The 15,481-nt window shown below is 43.7% G+C and carries 13 protein-coding genes; all 13 read left to right on the top strand.

The window, feature by feature from the left end; genetic code table 11:
- Positions 1 to 127 precede the first annotated feature (127 nt).
- The 13 genes from Q5076_RS10290 (at position 128) to Q5076_RS10350 (ending at position 14,890) form a co-directional block, all read left to right on the top strand.
- Positions 128 to 1,582: a lipopolysaccharide biosynthesis protein gene (locus Q5076_RS10290; RefSeq protein WP_368389381.1), complete on the top strand. Its 1,455-nt coding sequence runs from the start codon at positions 128 to 130 to the stop codon at positions 1,580 to 1,582.
- Positions 1,579 to 2,826: a Coenzyme F420 hydrogenase/dehydrogenase, beta subunit C-terminal domain gene (locus Q5076_RS10295; protein WP_303012954.1), complete on the top strand. Its 1,248-nt coding sequence runs from the start codon at positions 1,579 to 1,581 to the stop codon at positions 2,824 to 2,826. The genes Q5076_RS10290 and Q5076_RS10295 overlap by 4 nt, the downstream gene beginning before the upstream one ends.
- A gap of 159 nt (positions 2,827 to 2,985) precedes the next feature.
- Positions 2,986 to 4,059 (top strand): polysaccharide pyruvyl transferase family protein, encoded by a 1,074-nt coding sequence (locus Q5076_RS10300; protein WP_303012955.1) that lies wholly within the window; start codon positions 2,986 to 2,988, stop codon positions 4,057 to 4,059.
- 8 nt (positions 4,060 to 4,067) lie between these two features.
- Positions 4,068 to 5,159: an EpsG family protein gene (locus tag Q5076_RS10305; RefSeq protein WP_303012956.1), complete on the top strand. Its 1,092-nt coding sequence runs from the start codon at positions 4,068 to 4,070 to the stop codon at positions 5,157 to 5,159.
- Positions 5,160 to 5,221: 62 nt separating this feature from the next.
- Positions 5,222 to 6,367, top strand: a complete 1,146-nt coding sequence (locus Q5076_RS10310) for a glycosyltransferase family 4 protein (protein ID WP_303012958.1) — start codon at positions 5,222 to 5,224, stop codon at positions 6,365 to 6,367.
- Positions 6,367 to 7,572 carry a hypothetical protein gene (locus Q5076_RS10315; RefSeq protein WP_303012960.1) on the top strand — a complete coding sequence of 402 codons (1,206 nt, stop codon included), beginning with the start codon at positions 6,367 to 6,369 and terminating at the stop codon, positions 7,570 to 7,572. Before Q5076_RS10310 ends, Q5076_RS10315 begins: the two co-directional genes overlap by 1 nt.
- A 62-nt stretch (positions 7,573 to 7,634) precedes the next feature.
- Positions 7,635 to 8,705, top strand: coding sequence for a glycosyltransferase (locus Q5076_RS10320; protein WP_303012962.1), 1,071 nt, complete (start codon positions 7,635 to 7,637; stop codon positions 8,703 to 8,705).
- Complete coding sequence (locus tag Q5076_RS10325) at positions 8,702 to 9,997, top strand: hypothetical protein (protein WP_303012964.1); 1,296 nt, start codon at positions 8,702 to 8,704, stop codon at positions 9,995 to 9,997. Before Q5076_RS10320 ends, Q5076_RS10325 begins: the two co-directional genes overlap by 4 nt.
- Positions 9,998 to 10,009: 12 nt before the next feature.
- On the top strand, positions 10,010 to 10,990 hold the full coding sequence (locus Q5076_RS10330) for a glycosyltransferase family 2 protein (protein ID WP_303012966.1): 981 nt from the start codon (positions 10,010 to 10,012) through the stop codon (positions 10,988 to 10,990).
- Positions 10,987 to 11,808: a glycosyltransferase gene (locus Q5076_RS10335; protein WP_303012968.1), complete on the top strand. Its 822-nt coding sequence runs from the start codon at positions 10,987 to 10,989 to the stop codon at positions 11,806 to 11,808. Before Q5076_RS10330 ends, Q5076_RS10335 begins: the two co-directional genes overlap by 4 nt.
- Before the next feature lie 58 nt (positions 11,809 to 11,866).
- Complete coding sequence (locus Q5076_RS10340) at positions 11,867 to 12,583, top strand: sugar transferase (protein WP_303012969.1); 717 nt, start codon at positions 11,867 to 11,869, stop codon at positions 12,581 to 12,583.
- A 197-nt stretch (positions 12,584 to 12,780) separates the two neighbouring features.
- Positions 12,781 to 14,058 (top strand): DegT/DnrJ/EryC1/StrS aminotransferase family protein, encoded by a 1,278-nt coding sequence (locus tag Q5076_RS10345; protein WP_303012971.1) that lies wholly within the window; start codon positions 12,781 to 12,783, stop codon positions 14,056 to 14,058.
- A gap of 205 nt (positions 14,059 to 14,263) precedes the next feature.
- Positions 14,264 to 14,890, top strand: a complete 627-nt coding sequence (locus Q5076_RS10350) for a hypothetical protein (protein ID WP_303012972.1) — start codon at positions 14,264 to 14,266, stop codon at positions 14,888 to 14,890.
- Positions 14,891 to 15,481: the final 591 nt, after the last annotated feature.

Here is a 15,481-nt window from a genome sequence, read left to right on the forward strand (position 1 = left end):
TAAGGCCTCATGCATCCTGTGATATTGCTTAAAAAGAAACAAGAAGAAGCCCATGTCCCTGCCGTCCGGCAATAACTCGCGCATAGCGAGGAATACGATATTCCTTTATTTCAGAATGATACTGTTGATGGCAGTGTCATTATATACCAGCCGTATCGTATTGTCTACCCTTGGCATTGACGATTACGGCATATACAATGTAGTAGGAGGATTCATCGGAATGCTGGCTTTTCTAAATGGAGCGATGAGTGGATGTACGCAGAGGTTCATTACGATAGCGCTGGGAAAAGGGGATGAGGACGAACTGAAAAAAGTGTTTTCAACTTGTGTCATCACACACGGTTTGATTGCCCTTTTCGTATTTGTGCTTGCCGAAACGATAGGATTATGGTTCGTATGGGAGAAGCTTGTCATACCCGAAGGAAGAATGGCGGCGGCAATGGTGGTGTATCAGTGTTCCGTTGTTTCTTCGATGGTGATGATAATGAGTTTCCCGTACAATGCGGATATCATTGCTCATGAGAGAATGTCTGCTTTTGCATATATCTCTATTTTCGAGGTTTTTGTCAATCTTGGAGTCGTACTTGTTCTTGGCATCGGTAAGGTCGATAAACTCGTGTTGTATGCCATTCTGTTAATGGTTGTAAAGATACTGGTGATTTCGGTTTATCGTATGTATTGCAGACGTCATTTCACCGAATCTGTTTTCCGTTGGTTTTTGGATAAGGACTTGTTGAGGGAAATGTTGTCCTTTACAGGATGGAATTTGTGGGGAGGAGTCGCAGGGACTTTAACGGGACAGGGCATGAACGTACTTCTGAATCTTTTTTTCGGACCGGCTGTCAATGCTGCCCGCGGTGTGGCTGTCCAGGTGCAGGGTGCAGTGCAACTGTTTGCTACGAATTTCCAGACTGCGCTGAATCCTCAGATAATGAAGATGTATGTTGCTGGCGAACTGGACGATATGCACAGGCTTTTGTTCCGGTCGGCCAAGTTTACGTTTATGCTTCTGCTTTGCCTGATTCTGCCTATTATCATGGAGATAAACTATATCCTTAGGCTTTGGCTGAAAGAGATTCCTGAATATACGAATGTTTTTGTTTGCATCATGTTGGGTATTTCGATGGTAGATGCGATGTCAAACCCGTTTATGACCGCATCCGCAGCTACAGGCAGGGTAAAGCTTTACCAGTCTGTAGTGGGGGGTATTTTACTGTCAATCGTGCCGCTTGCCTACATCGCACTCGAATTCGGCGGAGAACCCTATATGGTATTTATTATCCATCTTTGTGTGGCGTTGGCCGCTTTTGCCGTTCGCCTGTTTATCGTGAGCAGTATGATAAGCCTTTCAGTATGCGAATATATGCGTGAAGCGGTTATGCCTTGTCTGTATGTTGCAGTCCCGTCCGTAGGCTTGGCGGTGATATTCAGGATGATTCTTCCCGATAATTGGGGAGGAGCGTGCGGAGTTGCGGCTCTTTCCGCTCTGACTGTTCTTGTTTTTTCGTTTGTGGTAGGACTGACGGCGAATGAACGCCGGTTCATATTATCAAAATTGCCGGTTTCCCGTATTAAAAGATGATTACCGTTACGGATAAATCGAAATGCTGCGGCTGTTCGGCCTGTGTGCAGCGGTGTCCCGAACATTGCATTGTAATGGTGGAGGATAGCGAGGGGTTTCTTTATCCGAAAGCGGATGTAAATATGTGTGTCGGTTGCGGATTGTGCGGGAAGGTGTGTCCTGTAATCGATAAAGGCCGTAAGCAGGAGCCGCTTGAAGTGTTTGCAGCCTTGAATCCCGATGAGGAGATACGTTTGAAAAGTTCTTCGGGCGGTGTGTTTACGCAAATAGCGGAAAAGGTCATAGAAAAAAGAGGGGTCGTTTTCGGCGCACGCTTTAATGAACGATGGGAAGTTGTGCACGACTATGTTGAGACTAAAGAAGGGATAAAAATGTTCCGCGGTTCAAAATATCTTCAAAGCAGAATAGGAGATAATTATAAGGTTGTGGAAACATTTCTGAAAGAGGGAAGAGCTGTTCTCTTTTCGGGAACTCCTTGTCAGATAGCCGGATTACGTAGGTATTTGCGTAAGGAGTATGACAATCTGTTGTTAGTGGATTTTATCTGTCACGGAGTTCCGAGCCCGGGTGTTTTCCGGACATTCCTGAGGGATGAAATAGATAAAGCCGCCTGTCGGGGCAGCGGGAAAGAGCCGTTTTTGCTCCCTTGCATTCCTCTCGTTTCCGGAAAGGAAAGACTGGATGGTAAGGGGATGGATATCAGGTCTATCTCTTTCAGAGACAAAAGAAACGGATGGAAAAAAATCGGTTTTGCTCTCGTGTTCTCCCGACCGTCGGTTGCAGGAGAGGAGAATCCGGTTTTGTCTTCGTATGCATCGTTACATAAAAATCCGTACTTGCGCGGTTTCTTGAAAGATTTGTACCTCCGTCCCGCTTGCCATGCTTGTCCTGCCAAACATTTGAGCAGCGGCAGCGACATCACTTTGGGAGACTATTGGGGAATCGCTTTTACTATGCCTGAATTGGACGACGACAAAGGTGTTTCCGCAATTACGGTGAATACGGAAAAAGGCGGGATTATGCTTCGTTCTACGGATGTGCGGCTGAAAACCGCTTCTTGGGCTGATTTGATTGTCCGTAATTCGGCATTGGTAAATTCTGTGGCAGTTCCGTCTGGACGAGAGTTGTTTTTTAAGAATGACGGACAAACGTTTGAGGAAAAGATACGGAGGCTTTGCAGTGAACCGATGACTGTAAGAGGGTTAATCAAAAAGGTGCTTAAAAGGTTATGTCCGGCATGGTAGATAATAAAGATGGAGTGTCATTCTCTTTACGGAATCGGGATGTATGTTGATATGCGGATGCGGTAGCTGTCTCGGCAACAGGCGGGACAGCGGTTCCGGGACGTATGATTTTCCGGGAATGCCGGGTGCATTCCGGGTGTTGGAATCTTTTTATTGAAAATGAAAATAGGAATACTGACCTTTCACTGGGCGACTAATTACGGGGCAGTCCTTCAAGCATACGCTTTACAGGTTTATCTGGAACATCAAGGACACACGGTCGGGATTATAGATTATAAGCCTCGGCAGTATGATGACACTTTGTATCGTTTTCTTCGGGAAAGAAAGTTTATGAGGTTTATCGATTATGTGCGGGATAAAAAGAAAGAGAAAGCTATGGAATCTTTTCGATGTGCAAAATTGAAGAGAACCCGAAGGGTCTGCACCTGCAACGAGATTGCTTCAATCGCATCTCGGTTTGATGCGGTTATTTCGGGCAGCGACCAGTTGCTGAATCCCGGTTTTCTTTGTAATGGAGACGGAAGGGGTAAAATAACTCCGTCTTATTTTATGGGTTTTCCTTATGCGGGAAAGAAAATAGGCTATGCTCTGAGTTTTGGCTGTGTGACTTATCCGGAACGGGAACGTGCGGTTGCTTCAAAATATATCGGTTGTTTTGACTGCATGAGTGTACGTGAAACATCGGGCATGGATATTGCAAAATCTATGGGACGTGGGGATATTGTTGTTGTGCCGGACCCGACATTGTTGATGCAGGCTTCATTCTATCGGAAATTGGCAGCCGAGTGTGATAAGAAGATGGATTCTGCTTATGTCTATGGTTTCTTTATCCGCCATATCGACGAACGGAAACCTGTCGTCGAGGCTGCATTATGCGGTAAAACGGTTTTGTGGAATAATGAAGACGGGGATTACACGATGCAGGGTTGGTTGAGTAAAATAGATTCCGCAGAATTCGTGGTAACGGATTCATTCCATTGTGTGGTAATGTGTTTGAAACTGCATACGCCGTTTGCCGTCGTTACTGAAATGGAAGGCAATACGGGGATGAACGATAGGTTTTATACACTGCTCGGGAAGGTAGGAATGGAAGGAAATATTGTTTATAAAGGGGAGGCGGCAACTTTGCCTGCTGTAAAATCGGCCGGGATAGATTGGGAAAGAGTGGATAGGGTATTGGCTGAAAACGGGGAGATTGGGAGAGAGTATTTGATGAAGGGGTTAAACGGATAACTGAGGATATGGCGGTTTTAGTTTTTGTGAGTCTTGTAGTGATATTCCTGACTTATTTGGAATCAAAAGCTTTGTTGAAAAATGGAATGTTGGCAGGATTTGTCATCTTGACAGCGGTAATGGGGGTGAGATTTGAATATGGGAATGATTATGTGTCTTATGCACAGAAATTTATATATGACGGAAATATGCTGTTTAAATTTTCCGATTTGGCGGATGGGACCGTCAAAGACCCTGTATGGTTTTTGCTTAACAGGTTGTTTCATCCGTTGGGGTTCCAGGTTTTTGTGGTTTTTCTTACAATGATAAACAGCATGGCTTATTATCATCTGGTAAAAACAAGCCTCCCGAAAAGTCTGTGGGTGTTCGGAATGTTTGTCTATTTGTTTACGAATTCATTCTTTCCGATGCAGCTTTCGATGATGCGCCAGGCTTTGGCTATGGCTTTAATTATCTTTGCCGTACTTTATATATTGGAGAAGAAACGGTTTGTGCCTTTATTGTTGTTGGTGGTTTCCGCAGGTATCCACAGTTCGGCGATAGTATGTATTCCGTTCATTCTTCTTTTATACTTGGACTTCACCAAGAGGAAACCGTTGGTGATTTGTGGCTTTTTGGCGTTGTTTCTATTGTTCTTCGCTGCCAAGGATTTTATTTTCAGTTTAATGTCAACCACTCTTAATTCATTTGACTCTCTGGAGAAATATGACGAAAAATATCTGTTGGGTGACAAATATGAGACAAGTGCGGCCAAATCGTTCTTGGGACTGGCTCTTTATCTATTCCCTGTCATAATAAACCTTATCTATCTCGGAGCCTGCAAGGACGAGAGGAAAATAAAATATCTGGTTTTATACCTCTTGGGTTCTTTTATTTTCTTGACTAACGAGATTATTCCTATGGTAGGTCGTTTGGCCTGGTATTTTACGATTTTTTCAATCGTGGCATTTCCCCTGTCATTTACAAGTATTAAAATAAGGTATGTAAGATATGCTTTTGTATTTTTATTTGTCTTGGTTACAATGACGGAATACAATGATTTCTTCCATGCGCTTAATTGGAGAGACGCATTTTTGGAGTTCAGAACCATTTTCAGCTAACAAGGACAGGGTGGATGAGCCGGTTCTGTTTTTAACATAATGACTAGATTGCATTGAAGAATATGTCAAGACTGTATTTTCTTAATTACGGTTATAATCCGAACACTGCGGCAACGAATCGTGCTTTGGCCTATCTTAGGGGCTTCTCGGAGTTGGGAGTGAAGGCTGATGCGGTTTTCTTTCTGACCGATAATCAGAAGAGACGGATTACGGATTCTCTACCGAACATTAACATAGAGTATTATTGGGACAAATGGTATTATATTGACAATAAGTATCTTAAACATATCTGTTATTTTCTGTTTTCGATATCTTTTTTCTTTAGGGTGAAACCGGAAGATACTGTCTATATGTACAATATGGCCGATATGCTTCATCTTTTGTTGAAAAAGAAGGGGGTTCGTGTTTTTGTTGAAAAGACGGAGCATCCGGGTATGTATCCGTTGGGGAGCAGAATCTTCCGCCCTTCCATGAAACGGTATTTTAAAGACTGCTCGAAAGCAACCGGTATAATCACTGTCTCTACTGCGCTCAAACAGTTGTTTATCGAGAATGGGGTTGACGGGAATAGGGTCCGGATTGTCAATATGATTGTGGATGAAAACAGATTTAAAGAGGTTGTGCCCGTAAAATATGAGCATCCGTATTTTGCATATTGTGGAACTGTCTCGACCTATAAGGATGGGGTGGATATTCTTTTAAATGCATTCTCTCTTGTTCATAAGAAGTATCCTGATGTAGATTTAAGGATTGCTGGAAAATTTGCCGATGGACAAGATGAGAAAAAGATACTGCGAATGGTTGATGATTTGGGCATTTCCGGTTCGGTGGTTTTTATGGGTGTGGTGCAGGCTTCTGATATACCGGCATTTTTGTCGGGTTCCATCGCTGCCGTGCTAGCAAGGCCGGACAATCTCCAGGCTAAAAATGGATTTCCGGGCAAATTGGGGGAATATTTGCTGTCAAAGTCTCCCGTTATTGTAACAGCAGTGGGGGATATTCCTTTATTTGTAAAAGACGGCGTTCACGGATTTGTCGTTGAGCCTGATGACGAGAGGGCGTTTGCGCAAAAGATGGAATGGGTAATGGAAAATCCGGCCGCTGCCGAATCCGTTGGGCTTGCCGGTGCGGATTTGGCTCATAGCCGGTTTAATTATTTGAATGAGAGCGGAAAACTTATTGACTTTTTGAATAGCAATCTATCTTAGTGAATACGATATTGTATGTTTTCCATTGTTCGACGATAGGAGGCGGAAGTTACTGTTTGTTGAATATATTGAAGGCTGTTGACAGGAGTTTGTACAAGCCTGTCGTATTGCTGGCTCATGACGGGCCTTTGGTTGAAGAGATAAGAAAATTGTCTGCCGAGGTCTTTTTCTATCCTGAAATGGACTCTGTGCCATATAATTTGTCGCTCATGAAACGGGGCACGATAGGGAGGTATCATAAAATAAATAAGTCTTTGAATGGATTTGCAGCCATAGTGAAGAAAATTAATCCCGGCATTGTTTACTTGAATTCGATGATGCTTTATCCTTATCTGAGGCCGGCAAAGAAAGGGGGGTATAAAACAATAATCCATATACGCGAGCATTGGCCGTCTCGCGAACATAACATGCAGTTGTTCCTAGCTCAAAGATATATAAGGAAGTATGCGGATTACGTTGTGGCTATCAATGGATTTTCCGCCGGACAGATACCGGGCGTCGAGCATAAGACAACAATCGTCTATGACTGGATTGATTTTTCGGACAGGTATAAAGAAATTCCTTTGAATGAGGTTTTCAAGGAAAATCTGGAAAATAAGAAAGTGTTTCTATTTACAGGCGGACAGGCTCCCAATAAAGGTGCAAAAGAGGTTGTCGAACTTTTTTCTGAATATCTGGCCGATGACGACTGGCGATTGCTCGTATTGGGAAATAGTGTGAGGGAATACGGCCATTCATGGAAAGAACAATTTAAAATGTGGCTTTCCGACAAAGGCATTCGCAGGTTTTATAGTTATGAATTGGATAAAATTATTAAGAGGGATAAGCGTATCGCATGCATTCCGAACGTTTACGAGATAAAGCATCTGCTCGAACAATGTTTTTGTCTGGTCAGCTATTTCACCATTCCTCATGCCAATTTGGCTCTGGCTGAAAGCATTGTTAACAACACTGTTGCCGTTGCGGCTGAGACGGAAGAATCCGTTGAATATTCGTTGGGCGGGAAGTTGGCGTTCTTGTTTGAAATGAATAGCCGGCAAGGGTTTGTCGATGCTGTTCATAAAGCGGTTGAACAGCATGATGAGATGAAAGAGAGACTTGTCGGCTGTTCGTTCGTGGTAAGTGAAATGTTCGATAAGAGTGCCAATGCAAACAAGCTTGGGCAGGTTTACCATATTGTTTTGCATAAAGATTGTGGTAAATGAATTTTGCGGAGTGCATATTGAGCGGGTTTTAACCGGGGCTCTGAAAAAAACGGCTGGCTGCTATGAGAATTGTTACTGTCGGTTACCTTCATGGAAGCGGTGGCGCTGAACGTCAGATAATTATGCTGTCCAATGAATTGGCCCGGAGGGGGCATGATGTCCATCTGGTAGTGCTCAATGAATATAGGTCGCCATATGCCGTGTCGGATTATGTGAGGATTCATGATTTGACGAGTGTCGAACAGGGGAAATATAGAATCGTTCAACGGTTTAAGGCATTTCGAAAAGCCTTGTCTGAGATTCGGCCTGATGTCACTATCAATTATAATTTGCAAAGCGCATATTTTTCATTGCTTGTCGGAAAGGGGCGGACCGGCAAAGTCCTTTATTCGGAAAGGGGAGACCCCTATGATAAGGAATATTCCGGATTGCTGGGATTTGTGCGTGATATTACATGTAAAAAGGTGGATGCGCTTGTATTCCAATCTGAGGGAGCAAGGGATTTTTTCAAGATTGGTTCCAGGCAGAAAGCGATTGTTATTCATAATTCTGTGGCAGTCCCGCAAGACAGATATCCGGTTGCTGGAAGAAGGGATAATAGAATCGTAACAGTCGGGCGGTTGCATCCTCAGAAGAATCCTCACTTGTTGATTGATGCTTTTGCCAGGATTGCATCAAAATATGCGGCGATTACATTGGCGTTTTACGGTGACGGGGAATTGCGTGATGAGTTGCAAAACAAGATTGACTCATTGGGGCTGGCTGGCAGAATTAGATTGAATGCCGGCAGAAAGGATATTTTTGACTGTATAAGGACTGCTCGTCTGTTTGTACTGTCTTCTGACTACGAAGGCATGCCTAATGCGCTGATGGAAGCGATGTCTTTAGGGCTCCCGTGTATTTCTACGGATTGCCGGCCCGGAGGGGCGAGGACATTGATAGAGGACGGGAAGAACGGATTTATCGTCCCGGTAAAGGATGTCGATGCTATGGCAAATAAAATGGCGTACCTGCTGGATAATCCTGATGTGGCGGAAAGGGCGGCGATGGAAGCCCGCCGTTTAGGAGAAACGCATACGAATGAGGCCGTATTTGATGAATGGAATAAATTCTTAAAAGAGGTTGTGCGATGAATATTGAACAAATGGTTAACTACCAGTTGAATAAGGTTCCGGGAATTAAGAAGTATATCAAGCGTGCATACCAGTTGGCGATGTATGCAGTTTCTCCGAAAATAAAGTCGGAGGGGCCTATCGTACGGATGTCGCCTGATACGGAAGAAGAGTATTTCTTCGGCTATTATGACAAGTCTCCGTGGGATGCTTCCATGCGTTATATGCTTTGCATGAGGGCAAAGGACACTTGGAGCAACCCGGCTCCTGAAAGTCCTGCGGATATCCTTTTGATTGATACTGACGAAAGTGCCGCGATTCAGGAAGGGTTTGTCGTTTCAGGCGGGAAAAGAATAAAGAAGGTTGCAACCACTTGTACATGGAATGTCCAGCAAGGTTGTATGGCGCAGTGGCTTGGGCCGGATTTTAAATCACGTATTTTATATAATGACTTGCGTGGCGGTAAATATTGTTCCGTGATACTCGATGTCGAAACGGGAGAGGAACGGATTTTGCCTGTTCCTTGTTATACTGTTTCGGCAGATGGCAGAACTGCGCTAAGTCTCGATTTTTCCCGTCTTCACAATCTTCGTATGGGATATGGATATGCGGGATTGCCGGAGGTAACGAAAGGGGTTGCGCTTCCGGATGCGACTGCTGTCTGGAAATTGGATATTGAGACCGGGGAAGTGGCGGGGTTATTGAAATACACCGACTTTGCCGGATTCCGGCCAAGGCCGGAGATGTTGGAAAGGGGAGCGGTGCACAAGGTCAACCATTTGATGCTTTCACCGAGTGGAAAACGCTTTATGGTATTGTATCGTTGGTTCTGCGGGCAGAGAAAATATACACGTCTGGTAACATGCAACATTGACGGAACGGGGATGTATGTTCTTAGCGATGATGACATGGTGAGTCATTGTTATTGGAAAAATGAGGAAGAAATTATTGCATTCGAGCGTAAGAAAGAAGGAGGGCCCGGTTATTATCTGATGAAAGACAAAACGCAGGAGTACCGGCATCTGTGGACTCGGTTGAAGAATGACGGCCATCCGAGTTATTGCCCGACGGACAACAGTCTCATCGTTACGGATTCTTATCCGAATCGCACACGTGTCGCTGATATAAAGTTATTGCGTGATTCCGGTTCGGAAGCCGGGAATATGAGAGTGGTGGCTCGTGTGTTTGCTCCTTTTAAATATGACAATGATACCCGTTGCGACCTTCATCCTCGTTGGAGGCAGGATGGAAAAGCGATATGCTTTGATGGTATTTTTGAAGGACACAGAGGTTTGTATATTGTAACCTTATAATTTATATAATCTATGGAGAATCTGAAAGTTTCTATTATAGTACCGGTTTACAAGGTCGAACAATATCTCGACAGGTGTGTCCGCAGCCTCTTGAGGCAGACGTATGGTAATATTGAGATTATTCTCGTAGATGACGGTTCTCCGGACAATTGCCCTCGGTTATGCGATGAGTATGCTTCCGAATATGATAATGTAAAGGTCATTCATCAATCGAATACGGGTGTAAGCGGAGCCAGAAATTCGGGATTGCTTCAATGTACCGGAGACTATATATCTTTTGTAGATAGTGACGACTGGATTGAAGAAGATACGGTTTCTTATTGTATGGGGTTAATCGATGCAAATGGCGCGGATGCCATTCAGTATGAGATGTCGAATGTATCCGCGGAAGGCGAATTCCACCAGCCTGCTGAGAAAATCAATCTTTACACGGGGAAGGATATTTTACAATATTATCTGGATTCATCTACCGGAAAAAGCGGTGGTTATGCAGTATGGCGGTGTATGTTCTCGTCCCGCCTGGCAAAGAAATACAAATTCCGTTTAGGTAAAGTGAATGAAGAGGTAGATTATAAATACAAAGTTCTTTCCGAATGTAACATGTTGGTTGTATCGAACCAATGCAAGTATCATTATTGGCAGGGTGGCGACAGCCTGTCTACCGGCGGATTGAAAAGCAGGGACTTTGATTTGTATGAAGCCGGAAATCTGTTGGCTGATTTGACTGCTAATGAGACGTATGGGAATATTTGTTTTCTTGGACAAGTAAAGAGGGCGAGGACTCCGTTGTCTCTTTTATGTAAAATCGCATATTATGGGATTGCAGATGAAAGCATCGATAAAGAAAAGACTGTTGCAAGATTGACTTCCGAACACAGGGCATTCCTTCGGACTCTTTTAAAAGCGCCGATTCCTTTTAGCAGAAAAGTATTGTCTGTTTTATTTGCCGTTAACTATAAGCTGGCGGAAGCATTGGTTAAAATCGTGAAATGAAGGAAGTTGTGGTAATTTTACCTGTATATGGGAATGATGAGGTTCCTTATGTTAGGTTGTCATTTGACAGTATCTTAAATCAAACATACAGGGATATTCACCTTTATGTAGGCGTGGATGGACCCGTAGGAGCAGAACTGGAGGAGTGTTTGAGAAGCTATGAGCGACAGGAGGGTGTTTCCGTCCTTTGGTTCCCGAAAAACAGAGGACTTGCCATTGTGTTGAACGACTTGCTCGACACCTGTTTCAAAGAGGGGTATGAGTATATAGCCCGGATGGATGCCGACGATATTTCGATGCCGGAACGGATAGCCAGGCAGTGGGCGTATCTTCAGACACATCCGGGGATAGATATTGTTGGTGGAGCCATTGAAGAAATTGATGGGGACAACAGAAGCCGGGGGAAAAAGATAATGTATCCTGAAAGACCTCAGGAGTGTTATAGATTCTTTGCCAGGAGAAATCCCCATGCGCATCCGACCGTGATGTTTCGCAAGAGTTTCTTTGATAAGGCTGGTTGCAAATACCGTCCTGAATATCGGCAGAATCAAGATACGATGCTTTGGCTGGATGGAATGAAGAGCGGGACGCAACATGCAAATCTGCAAGAGGTTGTTTTGAAGTTCCGTTTCACGGATTCGCTTTTTAAGAAAAGACGCAATGGTTGGGCTTTCGCTAAGAAACAGTTGCATGACCGCAAGATGATAAACAGGGCTCTTGGCTATGGTATGGGAGCTACAATCTTCGGGTATATGATGTTTTTCGTGTTAGTATCGCCTGCGTGTGTCAAGAAGTTTGCTTATAAGGTATTCAGGTAAGGCTTTTAGTCGGTTGGCGATTTGGGCGGGATGCGGTGGGCATCCGGGAAAAAAGAATATGATATTAAAGAGGCTTTTCGATATTGTTGCATCCTTTTGCGGATTGCTTTTGATTGGCTGGGTATTTCCTATAGTAGCTTTCCTTATTTATAAAAAAATGCCGGGTGGTCCTGTCTTCTTTTGTCAGAAGCGGGTGGGAAAGGACGGTAAACTGTTTACTTGCCACAAATTTCGCTCGATGACAGTGAAACATGACGGTTCTTCGGTGAGTGTGGCAGGAGACAGCCGCATTACGCCTCTGGGAGCTAAGTTACGGCATTACAAGATTGATGAGTTGCCGGAACTGTGGGATGTGCTGATTGGAAACATGTCATTTGTGGGACCTCGTCCCGATGTTCCGGGATATGCGGATAAACTGGTGGGCGACGACCGCAAAGTGCTGAATTTGAGGCCGGGCATTACGGGACCTGCTACGTTGAAATACAGATTGGAGGATGAGATGATTTCAGACTTTATGAGAGATTTCAGAAATATGGATTTTCAAGAACTGACTGCCAAATATCCATCTGTCCAACTTTCAGACGAGGATTATACGGCTCTTACGGGAAAGGGGAATCAGGAAGTGGCTGTGTGGTATAATGACCGCGTGATTTATCCGGACAAAGTACGGCTGAACAGGTATTATTATGAGCATTATTCGTTTGTGGCGGATATTCGGATGATTTTTGCTACGGTGCTGGGATTCAAAGTGAAGTTTGCGGGGGAAGAGGTGTAAGTTTCCAAACCGTTTGTTTTGGGGGTATTCTAAATTAAACACGCCTGTTTTTTAATGAACTTGTTATGCTTTATCGCCTCATTGGGTACATGCCCGAATTTGAGTGTCCGGGACTTGTAATTTGAATATGTTTCATTTGACGATATGGCTTTTAAATATCTGCCTGTAAGAATAGATGATTAAATAGAACAGCATATATGGAAGAAAGAGAAGAAATTTATCTCTGTCTGGCTCGCATGAGTGAGGAAGGACTGGAACAGAAATATGTGAAAGAAGCATTTGATACCAATTGGGTAGTGCCTCTCGGTCCGAATGTGAATGGTTTCGAGAATGACTTGAAGATGTTTGTCTCTGAAAATGTGGATGGAACCGAAGTTTCAAGAGAGGTCGTTGCGTTGAGTGCAGGTACGGCGGCCCTGCATCTTGCACTGCTTGCCTGTGGTGTGGGACTAGGCGATGAGGTTTGCGTACAGACGTTTACTTTCTGTGCTTCTTCCCATCCGGTTGCATATTTGGGTGCGACGCCGGTGTTTATCGATTCGGAACCTGATTCATGGAACATGGACCCGGAGTTGCTGGAAAAAGCGATTCTCGACCGTAAAGCTAAGACCGGTAAGTATCCTAAAGCCATTATCCCGGTGGCTCTGTATGGCATGCCGTACGATTGTGGCAAGATTATGGCTGTGGCTGACAGATATGGCATTCCTGTTATAGAAGATGCTGCCGAAGGGTTTGGCTCTAAGTGGAAAGGGCGGCTGCTCGGCACGTTCGGTAGATTCGGCGTGTTTTCTTTCAATGGCAACAAGATGATTACTACTTCGGGAGGCGGTGCGCTTATCTGCAAAGACACTGAAAGCAAGAATAACATCATGTGGTATGCAACGCAGGCTCGCGACGCTTACCCTTATTATCAACATACGGTTATCGGTTACAATTACCGCATGTCGAATATTTGTGCAGGTATTGGCCGGGGACAGATGACAGTGGTTAATGAACATATCGCTCATCATAAGCATGTGCAGGCTCTTTATAAGGAACTTTTGAAAGAGGTGGAAGGCGTAGTGCTTCATGAAGCCCCCAATGCCGATTATGATTCTAATTATTGGCTTTGTACTGTAATGCTTGACCCGAAGGTGAGAATTCAAGGACAGGATAATGCTTATAAAGAAGTCATTAAGACGGCTATAGGAGGTGCGGCAGGTGTGGTTCACGTGGTTGAGAACCCTGCAACGGACTGTCAGCCGAACAGTAATGTGGAAGCGTTGCGTGTATTTATGCTTTCGAAGAAGATTGAGGCCCGTCCGGTATGGAAACCGATGCACAAGCAGCCGGTATATAAAAACGCCCCGGCTTATGTGAACGGGGTGTCGGAGGCTGTTTTCAAAGTGGGTATGTGTCTTCCTGCCGGTCCGTATGTAACGGATACTGATGTGCGTTATATTGTGGATTGCATTAAAGAGGCGATTGTAAGATGATGCAAGTTCCTAATTCAGAAGCAGATTTGGAATTTCTGCCTCACGATAAAAAGGTAAACGGTAGAGCGGGTGTGTTTGTCTTTCTGATATTAGGAAAGGAATCCCTGACATACGGTTTCCGATAAATGGGATTCAGGAAATGAGAACTATAAACATTTAATTCTTTTACTGCTGATTTTGAGCCTTTGGGCCTATTTCCGAATAAATGAAAAAGACAGTTGTTGAATACATCGCCAATACACTTGAGGATATTTCCAAACAATCTCTTCTGGTAAATAAGGTACGTCTGCATGCTTTCTTCTCGGAACAGGAAACAATGGAGAAGCAAGGGACACATTTTGTATTTAGATATGCTTTTTATTCTGTTGAAAAGCTGCAGAGACGTACCAAGCAAAGCCTGTTTAAAGAATATAATATGTTGTGTGCTGATTTGAGAAGTACTTCTCAAGGAAAAATGTCGGATATGGAATATAGGGATGTGGTGTTATACGGTGATGATTCCTCGCCTGCGGCCCAAGAACGGTTAATGGAATATTTGAAGCGGGATAATTTGTTGAAGGTACAGTTGTCTTTCTATGACAGAGAGAACTCTGGCGGCAGAAGAGGAGAAGATATAACTTATGCGGAATTGCAAAAAGCATTGTTCTATTGTAAAAGGAAGAAATATTTGCTTCTGTTTATTTCGATTCGTGATTTGATACAGGATATCCGTTTTTACGATTTGCTTGAAGAATTCAGTGTTGACTTCCGGTGCATTGACTTTCCCTGGTTCTGCAAGGAGAATTTGAAGTTGATAAAAGCAGTCATGTTATATGAAAAGTTACAACCTTAATAGGGAACAGGATAAGAGTTTTATTTCGGACCATGAGAATTGTATGCCGGCCTGCAAGCCGGCGGATATTTTTGATTTCATACCGGATTATCATATATGTAGGTCCCTAACTTCATGCTATACGTATGGAGACCCCTACATATTTTGTTGGTCAGAAGAAGTACAGCGGTATGTCTTTTGAGCAATGCCCTCATATCGGTTAATTTCCGATATGTTTTTTACCCCATATATCAACTGTCTGTGAAGATCGTTGATATATTTTTTTATAAAGAGAGTAAAGGCCGGTATCCCGTTTCCCGCATCCTGTTTTTGCCATATTGGGATTGATATTGTTATTTTAGTGACCTATATGGGTCTGATATGGATTCTATGTGCTCACAAGAGCATAACTCGCTTTGTTCCGTAAGAAAAGAATACCTGTTTTTAATTTGTCGTTTACAATCGTATTGTTACGGTTCTCCGATTTAGCCTGTTACCGGTTACAACCACTTGTCCTTTTTAATTTCCATTGGCTGGGATATGCTTTACACCGGATTTGATTTATGGTGAGTTCTATCAATTCAATTTATCCTCTTGTATCAGACAGCAGAA

It is taken from the genome of uncultured Bacteroides sp., from assembly GCF_958445495.1.
Lineage (GTDB): Bacteria > Bacteroidota > Bacteroidia > Bacteroidales > Bacteroidaceae > Bacteroides.